Source organism: Afipia dichlorophenoxyacetatis (assembly GCF_055386385.1).
This window is the reverse complement of record NZ_AP029250.1, coordinates 828304-842053: the sequence shown is the minus strand read 5'-3', so window position 1 is coordinate 842053 and position 13750 is coordinate 828304. Positions and strand designations below refer to the sequence as shown.

General features: G+C 57.9%; 13 protein-coding genes. 7 read left to right on the top strand and 6 right to left on the bottom strand.

The features are described from left to right. Positions 1-194 precede the first annotated feature (194 nt). The gene (locus tag ACZ5C3_RS03935) at positions 195-569 is read left to right on the top strand and encodes a CsbD family protein (protein WP_464035419.1); all 375 of its coding nucleotides are present in this window, start codon (positions 195-197) and stop codon (positions 567-569) included. Between the two features lie 28 nt (positions 570-597). On the opposite strand, the gene ACZ5C3_RS03930 is transcribed toward ACZ5C3_RS03935, so the two are convergent. Beyond that, positions 598-789 (bottom strand): DUF3606 domain-containing protein, encoded by a 192-nt coding sequence (locus ACZ5C3_RS03930; RefSeq protein ID WP_464044537.1) that lies wholly within the window; start codon positions 787-789, stop codon positions 598-600. An 86-nt stretch (positions 790-875) separates the two neighbouring features. Continuing rightward, positions 876-1835 (bottom strand): Bug family tripartite tricarboxylate transporter substrate binding protein, encoded by a 960-nt coding sequence (locus tag ACZ5C3_RS03925; RefSeq protein ID WP_464035416.1) that lies wholly within the window; start codon positions 1833-1835, stop codon positions 876-878. A gap of 238 nt (positions 1836-2073) precedes the next feature. Here ACZ5C3_RS03925 and ACZ5C3_RS03920 point away from each other — a divergent pair, with 238 nt between their 5' ends. From ACZ5C3_RS03920 to ACZ5C3_RS03905, 4 genes are all read left to right on the top strand, one after another. Beyond that, positions 2074-4470, top strand: a complete 2397-nt coding sequence (locus tag ACZ5C3_RS03920; protein ID WP_464035414.1) for a mechanosensitive ion channel domain-containing protein — start codon at positions 2074-2076, stop codon at positions 4468-4470. Positions 4471-4843: 373 nt separating this feature from the next. Next, positions 4844-5923 carry an amidohydrolase family protein gene (locus tag ACZ5C3_RS03915; RefSeq protein WP_464044777.1) on the top strand — a complete coding sequence of 360 codons (1080 nt, stop codon included), beginning with the start codon at positions 4844-4846 and terminating at the stop codon, positions 5921-5923. A gap of 25 nt (positions 5924-5948) precedes the next feature. Beyond that, positions 5949-7148: an alpha/beta fold hydrolase gene (locus ACZ5C3_RS03910; protein ID WP_464035412.1), complete on the top strand. Its 1200-nt coding sequence runs from the start codon at positions 5949-5951 to the stop codon at positions 7146-7148. Positions 7149-7175: 27 nt separating this feature from the next. Further along, the gene (locus ACZ5C3_RS03905; RefSeq protein ID WP_464044536.1) at positions 7176-7487 is read left to right on the top strand and encodes a polyhydroxyalkanoic acid system family protein; all 312 of its coding nucleotides are present in this window, start codon (positions 7176-7178) and stop codon (positions 7485-7487) included. 63 nt (positions 7488-7550) lie between these two features. Here ACZ5C3_RS03905 and ACZ5C3_RS03900 read toward each other — a convergent pair whose 3' ends face one another. Both ACZ5C3_RS03900 and ACZ5C3_RS03895 read right to left on the bottom strand, forming a co-directional pair. Beyond that, positions 7551-7763 (bottom strand): hypothetical protein, encoded by a 213-nt coding sequence (locus ACZ5C3_RS03900; protein WP_464035410.1) that lies wholly within the window; start codon positions 7761-7763, stop codon positions 7551-7553. Positions 7764-7833: 70 nt separating this feature from the next. After that, positions 7834-8262, bottom strand: coding sequence for a hypothetical protein (locus ACZ5C3_RS03895; RefSeq protein ID WP_464038252.1), 429 nt, complete (start codon positions 8260-8262; stop codon positions 7834-7836). Between the two features lie 304 nt (positions 8263-8566). On the opposite strand from ACZ5C3_RS03895, the gene ACZ5C3_RS03890 reads away from it, so the two are divergent. Continuing rightward, entirely contained in the window at positions 8567-9376 is an 810-nt protein-coding gene (locus tag ACZ5C3_RS03890; RefSeq protein ID WP_464038251.1) for a dienelactone hydrolase family protein, read from the top strand. A 58-nt stretch (positions 9377-9434) separates the two neighbouring features. On the opposite strand, the gene ACZ5C3_RS03885 is transcribed toward ACZ5C3_RS03890, so the two are convergent. Together ACZ5C3_RS03885 and malQ are read right to left on the bottom strand one after the other, a co-directional pair. Then, the gene (locus ACZ5C3_RS03885) at positions 9435-9599 is read right to left on the bottom strand and encodes a DUF3309 family protein (RefSeq protein WP_011315652.1); all 165 of its coding nucleotides are present in this window, start codon (positions 9597-9599) and stop codon (positions 9435-9437) included. Positions 9600-9679: 80 nt separating this feature from the next. Then, positions 9680-11638, bottom strand: a complete 1959-nt coding sequence (gene malQ, locus ACZ5C3_RS03880; RefSeq protein WP_464035408.1) for a 4-alpha-glucanotransferase — start codon at positions 11636-11638, stop codon at positions 9680-9682. Positions 11639-11774: 136 nt separating this feature from the next. On the opposite strand from malQ, the gene ACZ5C3_RS03875 reads away from it, so the two are divergent. After that, positions 11775-13748: an alpha-1,4-glucan--maltose-1-phosphate maltosyltransferase gene (locus ACZ5C3_RS03875; RefSeq protein ID WP_464035407.1), complete on the top strand. Its 1974-nt coding sequence runs from the start codon at positions 11775-11777 to the stop codon at positions 13746-13748. Positions 13749-13750 lie beyond the last annotated feature (2 nt).

Here is a 13750-nt window from a genome sequence, read left to right as displayed (position 1 = left end):
AACTCTCAATGAACGAGTGCCGTCATCAGATTGGATGGCGGCATTTTCTTTGGGCGGCTTACGGTACCAACCGCGCAGGCCCCACGAGGTTGCAGGAACCGCTTCACAACATCTGCGGCACACTGGTGATTTGATCGTTCGACGGAACCCCGCGGCATGACGGCCGTTAGCTCTCCAGATCAGGAGGACGATCCATGGACAAAGATAGAATTACAGGCGCCGCAAACGATGCAGCAGGCAAAGTCGAGAGTGCTTTTGGCCGCGCCACAAGCGATGCTGCACGCGAGGCTTCCGGCCGCGTACGAGAAGCATCTGGCGTTGCGCAGAATCTCTACGGTCAAGCCAAAGACGTCGCCCGTGATGCAGGCGAAGCCGCAAGCAATTTCGCCAAGGATGCGATGGATACCGGCAGCGAATACTATAAAGAAGGCAGCCGTGCGGTCGCATCGACCGTGAAGGAACAACCGCTCGGCGCGCTGCTCGTGGCAGGTGCTGTTGGTTTTGCGCTGGCTCTTATGCTCAATCGACCACCGCGCCGTCGGAACATCCGCGATTACTACTATCGCTGACCCGCTTAAGAGAACGCCAGCGTCGATCCTATTTGCCGAGATATCTGCGTACTGCCGCTACTGAAGGACCGACTTTTGCCACGGCGGCAGCGATGTCTTCGGGTGAAACCCTTAGCTTGGATGCCCAGTAGGTCGCGGCAGAATCGTCCTTCGTGTCGATGACCGGTGCTGGACCGGTATTCGACGACAGCACCGAAGCAACTGTCACGAGCCTGATCATGGATAAATACTATCATAAAAATATCGGCCCGCATTAAGCGGGCCGATTCAGTATTAATAATCCGCAAATATTCGTCTCTTTTGCTTTTATTTTATCCCTGCCGCTTTAACGAGCTCTGCGTTGGCCACTAGTTCACGCCCGACGAGTTCGTCCATTTCCTTGGTGGTCAGCGGCCATGGATCAACACCCAGACGCTTCAGATTCGCCTGCATGGCGGGATCGGCCAGCACCTTGATGCCTGCAGCGTGAAATTTATCGATGACATCACGTGGCGTTTTCGACGGCATGAAGATGCCGAACCAGATTGCGCTGTCCGCGTCCTTGTATCCCGCCTCCAGCGGCGTCGGCACATCGGGAAGATCGGCGACGCGCTTAGCTGTAGACACCACAAGCGCTCGAACCTGTCCCTCGCGGATCAGAGGAAGAGCTGTTGCGAGCGGGCAAAAATAAAAATCGATCCGGCCACCGAGAATGTCAGTGATGGCTTCCGATCCGCCGCGATACGGAATGTGCGTTGCCTCAATACCAGCGGCGAGACGAAATTTCTCGGCGCTGATATGCGTCGCCGTGCCGACGCCGACCGAACCGAACGAGATCGTCGAGCCCTTCTGCTTCGCGGCCGCGACAAACTCCTGAATCGTCTTCCACGGCTTTGACGGCGAGACGATCATGACATTGGCGCTGTAGCCCATCATCAGCACCGATGTGAGATCCTTCGCAGGATCGTATTGAAGATCGGCGATGATCGACGGCGTGATCGTGTAGGCGGACGAATGGGCCAGGATGGTGTAGCCATCCGGCTCCGCACGTGCCACCGCCGCCGTACCAATGGTGCCGCCGGCTCCAGTGCGGTTCTCGATCACGATCGGCTGGCCGAGCTCGGCGGAGACGCGTTCGAGGATCATGCGCGGCACAACATCCGTCGCGCTTCCCGCACCATAGGGAATGACAGCTTTAATGAGCTTTGATGGCCAGGGGTCCGCCTGCGCCGCAAAGGAAAGCAGCACACCGGCCAGGACGAGTGGCCATCTCAAGCTTTTAATCATGTATCGGCTCCGTTCAGCACTATCGCGGGATCAGTTCCCGCTTGCCCCAAATTCACGCGCTCCAAACACTGCAAGATCCATTCCGCGAGGCACATCTGAATTCGCCCCAACAAGGCATTTTCCGATATGCGACCTGCGCCCAGTATCGCCGAATCTTCAGAAATGCCAAACCAGCGCCGCCGAATCAGCCAATTTCAGACATAACGGGACAGCGAAAAATCTCTTCTGAGGGGTACTCGTGGTTTTCAGGTCGATCCCAGCTGTTTTGCTTGCTCTTTTAGCGTTCGCCGGTCAGGCGACTGCACAGTCCCCCACCCCGCCCACGGCAGCGCATTCTGCCGCGCCGACAGCCAGCCCCCTGACGCCCGACGAAGCACGGCGTGCGCTGGAGACCCTGCAGGATGATGCCAAGCGTGCGCAGTTCATTGACACCTTGCGTGCGCTTGCCAATGCCAAGCCTCAGCCCTCTCAATCTCAGGCCGCGCAACCCACCCCGGCGCCAGCACCTGCCCCAGCCGAAAAGCCCGCAATCGTGCCGGTGGATTCGGACGGTCTCGGCGCGCAACTGCTTCTGCAAGTGTCCGAGCAGCTCGGCTCGATTTCGACCCAGGTCGCAGCGGCCGCGAACACTGTGACGCATTTCCCGCTGCTATGGTACTGGCTGCAGAACAGTGCAACCAATCCGGCCACCTACGATCTTCTGCTCGACATCGCCTGGAAACTTGCACTCGTGTTGGGGGCCGCCCTGGCCGTTGAATGGCTGGTCCAACGCGCCGTGCGCAAGCCGATTTCCATGCTTGATGCGCGCATCCCGAATTCCGCGCGTACCACCATAACGCCCACTCTGACCCAGGACGAAATCGCTTCCTTACCCGCTGAGCCAGCGGAAGCCGCGGTGCAGACCCGCCAGCGACGGATCAAGCTGACTCATGCATGGCAAGCACTGATGCGGCTGCCATTCGTGATCGGCGCTCTTGTGCTTGAGTTGTTACCGGTCATCGCCTTTGCCGCCGTCGGCAACATGTTGCTTGGCACGCAGATCGGCGAGGAGGCGACGTCACGGCTGGTGGTCCTCGCGATCGTGAACGCTTATGTCCTGCGACGAGTCATCATATGCATCGCACGGACATTGGTATCATCCGGACAGCTTAGCATCTTCACCATTCGCGGTGAGACCGCCGCCTATATTGAAATCTGGGTCCGACGCATCGCCACTGTTGGCGTCTTCGGCATCGCGCTTGCTAACGTCGCACTGCTGCTCGGCCTCTACCGCCCAGGATATTTCGCGCTGCTGCGGCTTGTCGTGCTGACGGTTCATCTGCTGATCGTCGTTGTGATCCTGCAGTGTCGCCGGCCCGTTGCTCAGTGGATCCGTGCAGATGGCCGCGACGGCCTGATGGCCGCAATGCGCAACCGGTTCGCCCACTTCTGGCACTACATCGCCATCGCACTTGTCATGGGTCTGTGGGTTGTTTGGGCTCTCAGAATCCAGAACGGCTACTCGCTGCTGTTCCAATATGTCGTCGGCACCATCGCGGTGATCCTGATCGCCCGCCTGATGTCGATCGTCCTTCTGGGCACGATCGATCGTATCTTCCGTGTGCCGGAAGACATCGTCGAGCGCTTTCCGGGCATCGAGACCCGCGCCAATCGCTATTTGCCGATGTTGCGCAAAATCGTCTCTTACATCGTCACCGCCATCGGTATCGTCGCGCTGCTGGAAGTCTGGGGTATCGATGCGATCTATTGGTTCTCCGCCGGCCAGATCGGCGGCCGCCTGCTCTCGGCCGTCGTCACGATTGGCATCGCGGCGCTGATCGCCGCAGCCGTGTGGGAAGTCAGCAACGCATTGCTCGACCAGCAACTGACACGGCTGACCCATGACGGCCATTTCGCGCGCGCCGCACGCTTGCGAACCTTCCTTCCGATGCTTCGCACGGCACTGCTGACCGTTATCATCGCCGTTGTCGCACTGACGGCGTTGAGCGAAATCGGTGTCAACGTCGCGCCCCTGCTGGCAGGTGCCGGTATCGTCGGCATCGCGGTCGGCTTTGGATCGCAAAAGCTGGTGCAGGACCTGATCACCGGACTGTTCCTACTGCTGGAGAACGTCGTGCAGGTCGGCGACACCGTGACGGTGTCTGGGCTCACCGGCGTTGTCGAGAACCTCTCGATCCGCACCATTCGGCTGCGGGCGGGCGATGGCGCCGTGCACATCGTGCCGTTCAGCGCCGTCACCAGCGTCACCAACAACAGCCGCGGTGCGGGCAACGCGTCTGTCAGCGTCAATGTGCCCTACAAGGAAGACACCGATCGCGTGGGCCAGATCCTGAAGGACATCGCCGCCGAGATGCGGCATGAGCCAGAGTATCGTCACCTGATGCGCAGCGATCTGGAGCTATGGGGCGTCGACAAGGTGGATGGCTCGATGGCGACCATTGTCGGGCAGATCCGCTGCACGGATTCAGGCCGCTGGTCGGTCCAGCGCGAATTCAACCGGCGCATGATGCGGCGTTTCAAGGAGCTTGGCATCGAAATCGCCAGCAGCGGCAGCCAGACCATTCTGATGCAGGTCCCCCCTGTGGACGAGCCCGAAGCCGAGCCGGAGCGTCGCCGCGCCATCGGCAAAGCTTAGGGATCATAGCTTTTCGCGTTGCCGCCGATCACGAGCAACGCGAAAGGTGATGAGGCCTCCCTAGTGTCCCGATTCCGAAGTTCGCATTTTTCCGCGGCACCTTCGTTTGCGAACTTCGGAATCGAAGGACACTAGTAAATTATTGATCTAGTGTGGCTTTGGTTCAGAAGTCCGCATTCCGGACTCGCCGCGCAAATGATGCGGACTTCTGAACCGCCACACTAGTTTTGCATTGCTCTTGTATGTCCTGTGCTGGACAGAACGTCCGCCACATCTCACACTGTCTGAAAGCTCGAAGAAGCGCGACATGGGAGATGACGCAATGGAATTGTCCAGACGTGACTGGCTGAAAGGCGCAAGTGCGCTTGCCGCGATGAGCACAAGCACCGCTATTTTTCCTGCCTTTGCCCAGCAGCCGGCCGCCAAGTCCCTCGTCATCGACTGCCATGGCCATTACACGACCGAGCCGAAGGCTCTGCTGACCTTCCGTCAGGCGCAGATCGCGGCACTAAAGGATTCATCACCCAAGCCGTTGATCGACAGCGTCAAAATCAGCGACGACGAGCTGCGCGAGAGCGTCCAGCCTCAATTGAAGCTGCAACGAGAGCGCGGCACCGACGTTACGATTTTCTCACCCCGCGCCGCCGGAATGAGCCATCACATCGGCACACCCGAGACCAGCGCCGACTGGTCGCGGGTGTCGAATGAGCTCATCCACCGCATCTCCACCCTGATGCCTGACAATTTCATCGGCGTCGGACAATTGCCGCAGTCACCAGGCGTCCGGCCGGACAACTGCATCGAAGAGCTGGAGCGCTGCGTGAAATCCTATGGCTTTGTGGCCATGAACCTCAATCCCGATCCGTCCGGCGGCTACTGGACCGATCCACCGCTCACCGACCGCTGGTGGTATCCGCTTTACGAGAAGCTCGTCGAACTCGACGTACCTGCGATGGTTCACGTCAGCGCGTCCGTCAATCCGAACTTCCACGGCACTGGGGCGCACTACATCGCCGCAGACACGACCGCCTTCATGCAATTCTTGACGTCGGATCTGTTCAAGGATTTCCCGACGCTGCGAATGATCATTCCGCATGGTGGTGGCGCAGTGCCTTATCATTGGGGCCGCTATCGCGGACTTGCACAGGATATGAAGAAGCCGCCGCTGGAAGAACTTCTGCTCAAGAACGTCTATTTCGACACCTGCGTCTATCACCAGCCCGGAATCGATTTGCTGTTCAAAGTCGTCCCCGTCGACAACATCATGTTTGCCTCGGAAATGCTGGGCGCGGTTCGCGGGATTGATCCCCAGACCGGGCGCTCGTTCGACGACACAAAGAAGTATATCGACGCCCTAGCACTCTCCGATGATGACAGGCAGAAAGTATTCGAAGGCAATGCCCGCCGCGTCTATCGGCTTGATCGCACCGCGATCGGCACGCGCCGCGGTTAAGACTCCCTCATTCGATCGGCAAGCTATGCAACTAGAAGTCTCAACTGAACGCCCGCCCAAGGATATCCCGCTGCCGCCGGGCATTCGCTCGCGGACCATTCCAGGCATCAATGGCCTGACCATGCATGTGCTGGAAGCTGGCTTCGAGACGCCAGACCGCCCGAGCATTCTGCTGCTGCACGGTTTTCCTGAGCTGGCCTATAGCTGGCGCAAGGTCATGGTGCCTTTGGCCAACGCCGGCTTCCATGTGATCGCGCCGGATCAGCGCGGCTATGGCCGCACGACCGGATGGGACCCAAACTACGACGGGGATCTGGCTTCATTTCGCATGTTGAATCTGGTTCGAGACGCGTTGGGTCTGGTCAACGCGCTCGGCATTCGATCGGTCGCCGCGGTGGTCGGGCATGATTTCGGATCATCCGTGGGAGCATGGTGCGCACTCGTCCGGCCTGATGTGTTCCGCTCGGTCGCGCTGATGAGCGCACCGTTTGCCGGGCCACCTAGCATTCCATTCAACACTGCTAACGAGACAAAGCAGACGGCGCCGGATCGTATTCATGACGAGCTTGCGGCCTTGCCTCGGCCCCGCAAGCACTATCAGTGGTTCTACTCAACGCGCGAAGCCAATGACAACATGCGGAATTGCCCGCAAGGCCTCCATGCCTTCCTGCGCGCATACTATCATCACAAGAGCGCGGACTGGTCGGACAACAAGCCCACCCGGCTCGAATCGTGGTCAGCCGGAGAACTTGCGAGGCTGCCGGACTACTACGTGATGGATCGCGATGCCGGCATGGCGGAAATGGTCGCCCGCCAGATGCCCTCCGCCAAGCACATTGCCGCGTGTGAATGGTTGCCCGAAGCTGAGCTACAATTTTACAGCTCCGAGTATGAGCGAACCGGCTTTCAGGGCGGACTGCAATGGTATCGCTGCGGCACCAGCAACGCCTTTACTCTTGAACTCCAACTCTTTTCGGGCCGCACCATCGACGTGCCCTCCTGCTTTGTCGCAGGGGCCAGTGATTGGGGCATATATCAGAAGCCCGGAGCTTTCGAAGCCATGCAGGAACGTGCCTGCACACGGATGATCGGCTGCCATCTGGTCAACGGCGCTGGGCATTGGGTTCAGCAGGAGCAGCCCGAGAAGGTCGTCGATCTGCTTTTAGCGTTCCTTCGCGACGCCGAGAAGGGAACCAACGCGGCCTCCGTGCGTCTTGGCAATTGAGATTCATCCCGAGAACCAAAGGCTGACATGGCCAAGCCCCTGATCGTTTCTATTCCGCATAAGCTGGGACAGGAGGAAGCGACCCGCCGCCTAAAGGCCGGTCTCGGCGGTGTGCGCTCACAATACGCGCAGGTTCTCCAGGTCAACGAAGAGATCTGGAGCGGTAACCGCCTCGCGTTCCGCGTCACTGCCCTCAAGCAGCAAGCGAGCGGAACGGTGGATGTGGCCGAAGACCACGTGAAGATCGAGGTCCTGCTGCCGTGGCTGCTCGCCGGTCTCGCCCATGGCGCACAAGCGATGATCGAGTCGCGTGCCACTCGGATGCTTGAGAAAAAATAGCAATCCAATACGACATGCAAAAAGGCCCGGCAGCTCGCCGGGCCTTTTCAGTCAGCTCTTGATCTAACCAGTGTTCGCTTTCAACTTCAGCCAAGTGGTGTGGACATTCTCTTTGACCTGTCCCCACTCTCTGGCAGCGACGTCCCAGTTCACGATCTGGCGTGACGTCCCTGCAGTGCTGCCGCTGGCGACTGTCGATGTGGCCATCGAGTCATGGATATAAACGACTGCAATAGTCAGCATGCAGCCGAGTATCATTCCCAAAAAGGTTCGCATGGTGCTCGTCCTCCTGCCAAAATAACGCGAGACCAGCGACACAGTTCCTGGTGGCTACCGATGACCCACGTTACTTCAACGCTTTTTCATGCTCCGCCATACCGACGGCTTTGTAGTCATAGGTCGGATAAAACTCCGTCCGATAACTCCCCCAAGCGGTATCTTCCAGCACGCGATTTACTTCACGAATACGCGATGCAGGAAGCTTAAGCGTGATGATCTGGCCGATTCCCATGGCCACGGTCCAGCTCACTACTTCCATGCCGGCAGGCGGAAACGCCTTGTAAAAGCCCTGCTTGGCAAGCTGGGCATTCAATTCAGCCAGCGGGCGCGATTGATCGTGCTTCAGGAACACCGTCAGCATGATTGCATTGTCGGCCGTTGCGGTGGCGCTCCCAGCCTGCGGGGCGGACACCGTTTGCGCCTGAGCAAAAGGCGCGGCTGCTAATGAAGCTGCAACAGTCGCCGCAGCGGCCAAACACCGGAATGAATGTGCCATCATGTTCTTGATCCTTTTCGTTGGGAGCTTCAATGCTCCGCAAATTGCGGCTGTTCTCTCGCGGCCTTCCAAGACAACGTGATGACGATCACGGTTGAACAACCGGGAAGTTTCCTCGCCTTCATCTGAAATGCATCAAGTGATTGTGAATTGGCTGCTCCACGAGAGATGATGATTCTCGCCGCGATCCACTGTCCCACCAACGTCGCAATCACGCGCGGAGACACGAATGACCGATGCCCCGATTCTCACATCCGATATCATCGGATTGACCAAAACTGCGCCACTCTCTCGCCGCGGCTTCATGACGGCGTCGGCTGCCGCAGCGGCAGGCTACACGTTGGCCGCAGGTCCCGTCCGCGCCGATGTCATCACCACGGACACCAATGGCCTCGAAGCCGGAACTGCTATAATCAAGGTCACAGGCGACGAGATGCCGGCCTACTTCGCGCGGCCGGCGGGCGTGAAGAATCCGCCCGTGGTGCTGGTGGCCATGGAGATCTTCGGTCTGCACGAATACATCAAGGATGTGACCCGACGGCTTGCCAAGCTCGGTGCTTTCGCGGTGGCGCCGGACTATTATTTCCGCAAGGGCGACCTCACCAAGGTCACTGAGATGTCTAAACTCATTCCAATGGTCAATTCCAAGCCGGATTCAGAATTGCTGTCGGATCTCGACAGCACCGTGGAATGGGCCAAATCGCAAGGTGGTGATACGAGCCGCCTGGGCATGATCGGCTTCTGCCGTGGCGGACGGAGTGTTTGGGAATACGCTGCGCACAGCACGGCTTTGAAGGCAGGCGTGGCTTTTTATGGTCCGCCTGTCGACGCGCCCAATCCGCTTTGGCCAAAGAGCCCGATGCAGCTTGCGCCCGAGATGAAGGCCCCGGTTCTTGGTCTTTATGGCGAAGCTGATCAGGGCATTCCTGTCGCGCAGGTCGAAGAACTCAAGGCAGCCCTTGCTAAAGCCAACAAGACCGCTGACTTCAAAATTTATCCCGGTGCGCCGCACGGCTTCCACGCGGACTATCGTCCAAGTTATCGCAAGGAAGCTGCCGACGACGCCTGGATGCAGATGCAGGCTTGGCTGAAGAAGTACAAAGTTCTTGGCTGAGAGAATATGCCGAAAAACCATTCGCCCCGCTTCAGCGGGGCGAATGCATTGCGAAAAGCTAAATTCGTCCCATCAAAATAAGAATCAGCAGAATAACAATCACGAGGCCGAGGCCGCCACCGCCGTAATAGCCGGTCCCGTAAAACGGCCCGCCACCAACGCCGCTGAAGCCGCCCAGCAGCGCGATGATCAGAATGATCAGAATGATTGTACCAATTGACATCTGAAGCCTCCATGTCGCGGTCAACACCGCCCACATAGATGACCTCTCAAATGGTATTTTGTTCCGCCATTCGCGCGCAGCTATTGCCCACGCGCAACCGCTCTTTCCTTCATGACGACACTTAATCGTTCATCGTCGATGAACTGCGACCATTCTTCGAGTGGGACCGGCAAGCGGCGGCGCCAGTTTGGATGTTCATTAATCGTGCCTGGGATATTTGGCTGATCCATCACACCAAGAAGATCCTCGATCTCCACACCGAAAATACGAGACCTCGTGCGCGCGAGATAATCCAGGGCAGAATAGAAAATCGGCTCTCCATCCTCTGCACCATTTAAGGCTTTCGCCAGCATGCGGATCGCAATCCCCCTCGCGTCCCACGTCTCGCCGGGGTCGAGGCCCAAGGCATGCTTCAAATCAATATCGTGTCCCGATCGCCAGCCGGCGAAGGTCGGAAGATCATGGGTATTGAAGGTGACCATCGCGTCTTGCGGATAACTCTCAATCGAGAGGAACGAGCCGTCATATCCACGTTCAAACATCATCACGCGATAAGACCAGATCCCCCAATCCAGCAGCCTCTCCCGGAAACCATCAGGCACCGTGCCCAAATCTTCTCCGATCACCACACACCGATGATCAACGCTTTCCAGAGCTGCCACCGCCAGCAGCGCCTCGAACGGCATCTGGACATACGCGCCTTGACTAGGAAGGTATCCAGACGGAACGAGATACAGGCGGTTCAATCCGAGAACATGATCGAGGCGGATCGCGCCGGCGTAACGCATCGAAGCGCGCAGCACAGCGCGAAACGGCTCATATGATCGCCACGCCAGACCCGATGCATTGAATCCGGCAAGTCCCCAGTCCTGCCCCGCCGCGTTCAGCAAGTCCGGCGGCGCTCCGACCGAAAGCCGACGCGAGATCGCAATCTGCTCATTCCACGCGTCAAAGCCATCGGCTTTGACGCCCACAGCCACGTCGAGATAGAGCCCGATCGGCAAATTCAGACGGCTCGCCAAATCCCGGCACGCCTTCAGCTGAAGATCGGCGCACCACTGCACGAACTCAATGAATTCGATCTCCAGTGCATCCGGACCATTGCGAAGCTCGTTCAGCGCGTCGTCATGCGGAGACGACCATTGGTTCGGCCAATCCCACCACGGGCCTGGGAATTTCTTGCGGAGAACTTCAAAGCACGCAAAGCGTGACAGCAGCGGTCCACCGTCGCGCCGAAACTCGTCAAAGCTTGTCCTGCGCTTCAGTGTCGTTTTCAATTTGAAGGCGTCGAATGCCCGACGCAGCGCCGCCAATTTGAGGTCAGCGACGGTTTGATAATCGACGAATTGAGCGGAGCGTGCAGCTTCGATCGATGCCTTGTGCTCCGACGCGAACGCCTCGGGGAGCTCCGGTAGGCGGCTCGCATCGATATAGAGCGAATTCAAGAACAAGCGGCTGTTCGGTGAATATGGACTGCAGTCCTGTGGATGATCATCGAACAAGGCATGCAGCGGATTGAGTCCGATCCCCGCCGCCCCGGATCGCGCCGCCCATTCAATCAACGCCTCCAGATCTGTGAAGTCACCGATGCCCCAGTTTCTGGCCGATCGCACACCGTACAATTGAACTGCGAGAATCCATACGCGATCAAAGTCGCCTGGAAAGGCGCGTTCGGGAACTGAAATCAAATTCGTCTGCTCTTCACTCCCGTTCGCATCGATAACGCGAAGGCAATAGACACCTTGCTTGGTCGCAGGGAGGTTCACATGATGATCGTGTGACACGCCATCGGCGACCATAGCTCCGCGATCATCTGTAATTTGCCACTTGATCGGTACCTCGCCGGATATCACGACTGGAGAACACTCCCTCGCGTTTCGACAGACGACAGCATGAGGCAGCAAATTGCGCAGCGGCGCATCAGGGACCGCCTCAAGAAGCATCTGAAGTGCCGAAGGATCGATGGTGCGATGCTGTCCCGTTGCATCAATGAAAGAAGTCTCGATTCCCAACTGCGCAGCTTTTGAAAGCACATCCATCTTTCAATCCCGCCTTCCCATGTTTTTGACGCAAGTAAGGCAACGCCTTTTTCCGCGAACGGTTCCGATGGAACAAAATCGCCACAAACCACTTCTTAGATAACGGTTCTCTCCCGCCTCGAGAGATGGGGACGCAATGTCAGTATCGCCGCCTGTGAGACAACGTGATTTACCGAATATTCCGCAGGTTCGCGCTGGCGCGTTTCACATCGAAGACGTCTATCCGATTGTCGACTGCGGACGGTTTCCCGTTAAACGCGTGGCAGGCGACGTCTTTGATGTGTGGGCCGATGTTTATAAAGACGGCCACGACATCGTTTCAGCCGAATTGATATGGCGTCTGGAAAGCGAGACCGAATGGACTCGCGAGTTAATGACTCACCATAGCAATGACCGATGGACCGCGACGTTCCGGCCCATGAAGCCCGGGAGGTACGTCTACGCCATTGAAGCATGGACGGATGAATTCGCGACATGGCGGCATGGCGCGATGCTGAAGCAGAAAGCCGGTCAGGATATCGCGCTCGATGCCCTCGAAGGCGCCGCAATGATGACCAAAGCACGTCCGACAGACCGCGAATCTGCCACTGTACTGACGTCCGCTTGCGAGAAATTTCTCGAAAGTGGTGATGTCACGTCGCTGCTGGATGAAAATGTCCGGCAGGCAATGTCGCGAAGTCAAATCCGAATCGATCGCACCATCTCGAATCTCTTTCCGCTGGTGATTGATCGGCAGCGTGCCGTGTCGGGCGCGTGGTACGAAATGATCCCCCGCAGCCAGGGCACCGTGCCAGGTCAGCACGGCACCTTCCGGGACTGTATTGCGCGCCTGCCCGAGATTGCAGCTTTGGGCTTCGACGTGATTTACTTCACGCCGATCCATCCGATCGGCCGCGTCAACCGCAAGGGGCGTAATAATGCGCTAACAGCCGAGGCTGGCGATCCTGGAAGTCCCTATGCAATCGGCGCCGCTGAAGGCGGTCACGATGCCATTCATCCCGAACTCGGGACATTCGACGACTTTCATGCGCTGATCGAGGCCGCGAAGTCATTGAACATGGAGATTGCACTCGACTTCGCGGTCCAGTGCGCGCCGGATCATCCATGGCTGAAACAGCATCCCAACTGGTTCAAGCGCCGGCCGGACGGCAGCATCCGGTATGCGGAGAATCCGCCCAAGAAATACGAAGATATTCACAATCCCGACTTTCACAGCGACGATGCGGCTGCGCTTTGGACTGCATTACGCGACGTTATCAAGTTCTGGATCTCGCACGGTGTCCGCATCTTCCGCGTGGACAACCCGCACACCAAGCCTTTCCCGTTCTGGGAATGGCTGATCAAGGACATTCAGATGCACGATCCGGACGTGATCTTCCTGGCGGAAGCATTCACCCGGCCAAAATTGATGAAGGGATTGGCCAAGCTCGGCTTCACTCAGTCCTACACCTATTTCACTTGGCGGACGCAGAAATGGGAATTTGAGGAGTATCTGCGCGAACTCACCGGCTATCCGGAGCGCGAATACTATCGGCCTAACTTCTTCGTCAATACGCCCGATATTCTGCCGTATCATCTACAGAGCGGCGAAGCATGGATGTTCAAATCTCGCGTGGCGCTGGCTGCGACGCTGTCAGGCACTTATGGCATCTACAACGGGTTTGAATTGCTCGAACACGAGCCTATTCCCGGCAAGGAAGAATATCTCAACTCCGAGAAGTACGAGATCAAGGTTCGAGACTGGGATAGTCCGGGTAACATCAAGAGCTACATCCGCGATCTGAACATGGCCCGGCGCGCCAATCCGGCTTTGCAGCAAACTTCTCGATTGCAATTCCTGAACATCGACGATCTCAATGTGATTGGCTTTTCCAAAAGCTCTAACGACAACAGCAATGTTGTGGTCGCCGCTATTGCTCTCTCCCACGACCCACACGAATTCTGGTTTCCCATCGGAGGACTAGAAGTCGGTCTGTCGGGAGAGGCCAAGCATGTCGCTGCGCTCGAGAACATTATCACCGGTGAACGGCATGCCGTCGAATGGGGTGGCGTCCACCTGCGGATAGATCCGCAACGCGATCCCGCCCTCCTTTTCCGATGTCTGGCGTAGGC

Coding starts and splice junctions, on each gene's coding strand:
- ACZ5C3_RS03885 (WP_011315652.1), bottom strand. CDS start 9,599: ATGTCAATTGGTACAATCATTCTGATCATTCTGATCATCGCGCTGCTG.
- malQ (WP_464035408.1), bottom strand. CDS start 11,638: ATGGATGTGCTTTCAAAAGCTGCGCAGTTGGGAATCGAGACTTCTTTC.
- ACZ5C3_RS03905 (WP_464044536.1), top strand. CDS start 7,176: ATGGCCAAGCCCCTGATCGTTTCTATTCCGCATAAGCTGGGACAGGAG.
- ACZ5C3_RS03925 (WP_464035416.1), bottom strand. CDS start 1,835: ATGATTAAAAGCTTGAGATGGCCACTCGTCCTGGCCGGTGTGCTGCTT.
- ACZ5C3_RS03890 (WP_464038251.1), top strand. CDS start 8,567: ATGACGGCGTCGGCTGCCGCAGCGGCAGGCTACACGTTGGCCGCAGGT.
- ACZ5C3_RS03930 (WP_464044537.1), bottom strand. CDS start 789: ATGATCAGGCTCGTGACAGTTGCTTCGGTGCTGTCGTCGAATACCGGT.
- ACZ5C3_RS03900 (WP_464035410.1), bottom strand. CDS start 7,763: ATGCGAACCTTTTTGGGAATGATACTCGGCTGCATGCTGACTATTGCA.
- ACZ5C3_RS03910 (WP_464035412.1), top strand. CDS start 5,949: ATGCAACTAGAAGTCTCAACTGAACGCCCGCCCAAGGATATCCCGCTG.
- ACZ5C3_RS03935 (WP_464035419.1), top strand. CDS start 195: ATGGACAAAGATAGAATTACAGGCGCCGCAAACGATGCAGCAGGCAAA.
- ACZ5C3_RS03915 (WP_464044777.1), top strand. CDS start 4,844: ATGAGCACAAGCACCGCTATTTTTCCTGCCTTTGCCCAGCAGCCGGCC.
- ACZ5C3_RS03875 (WP_464035407.1), top strand. CDS start 11,775: ATGTCAGTATCGCCGCCTGTGAGACAACGTGATTTACCGAATATTCCG.
- ACZ5C3_RS03895 (WP_464038252.1), bottom strand. CDS start 8,262: ATGGCACATTCATTCCGGTGTTTGGCCGCTGCGGCGACTGTTGCAGCT.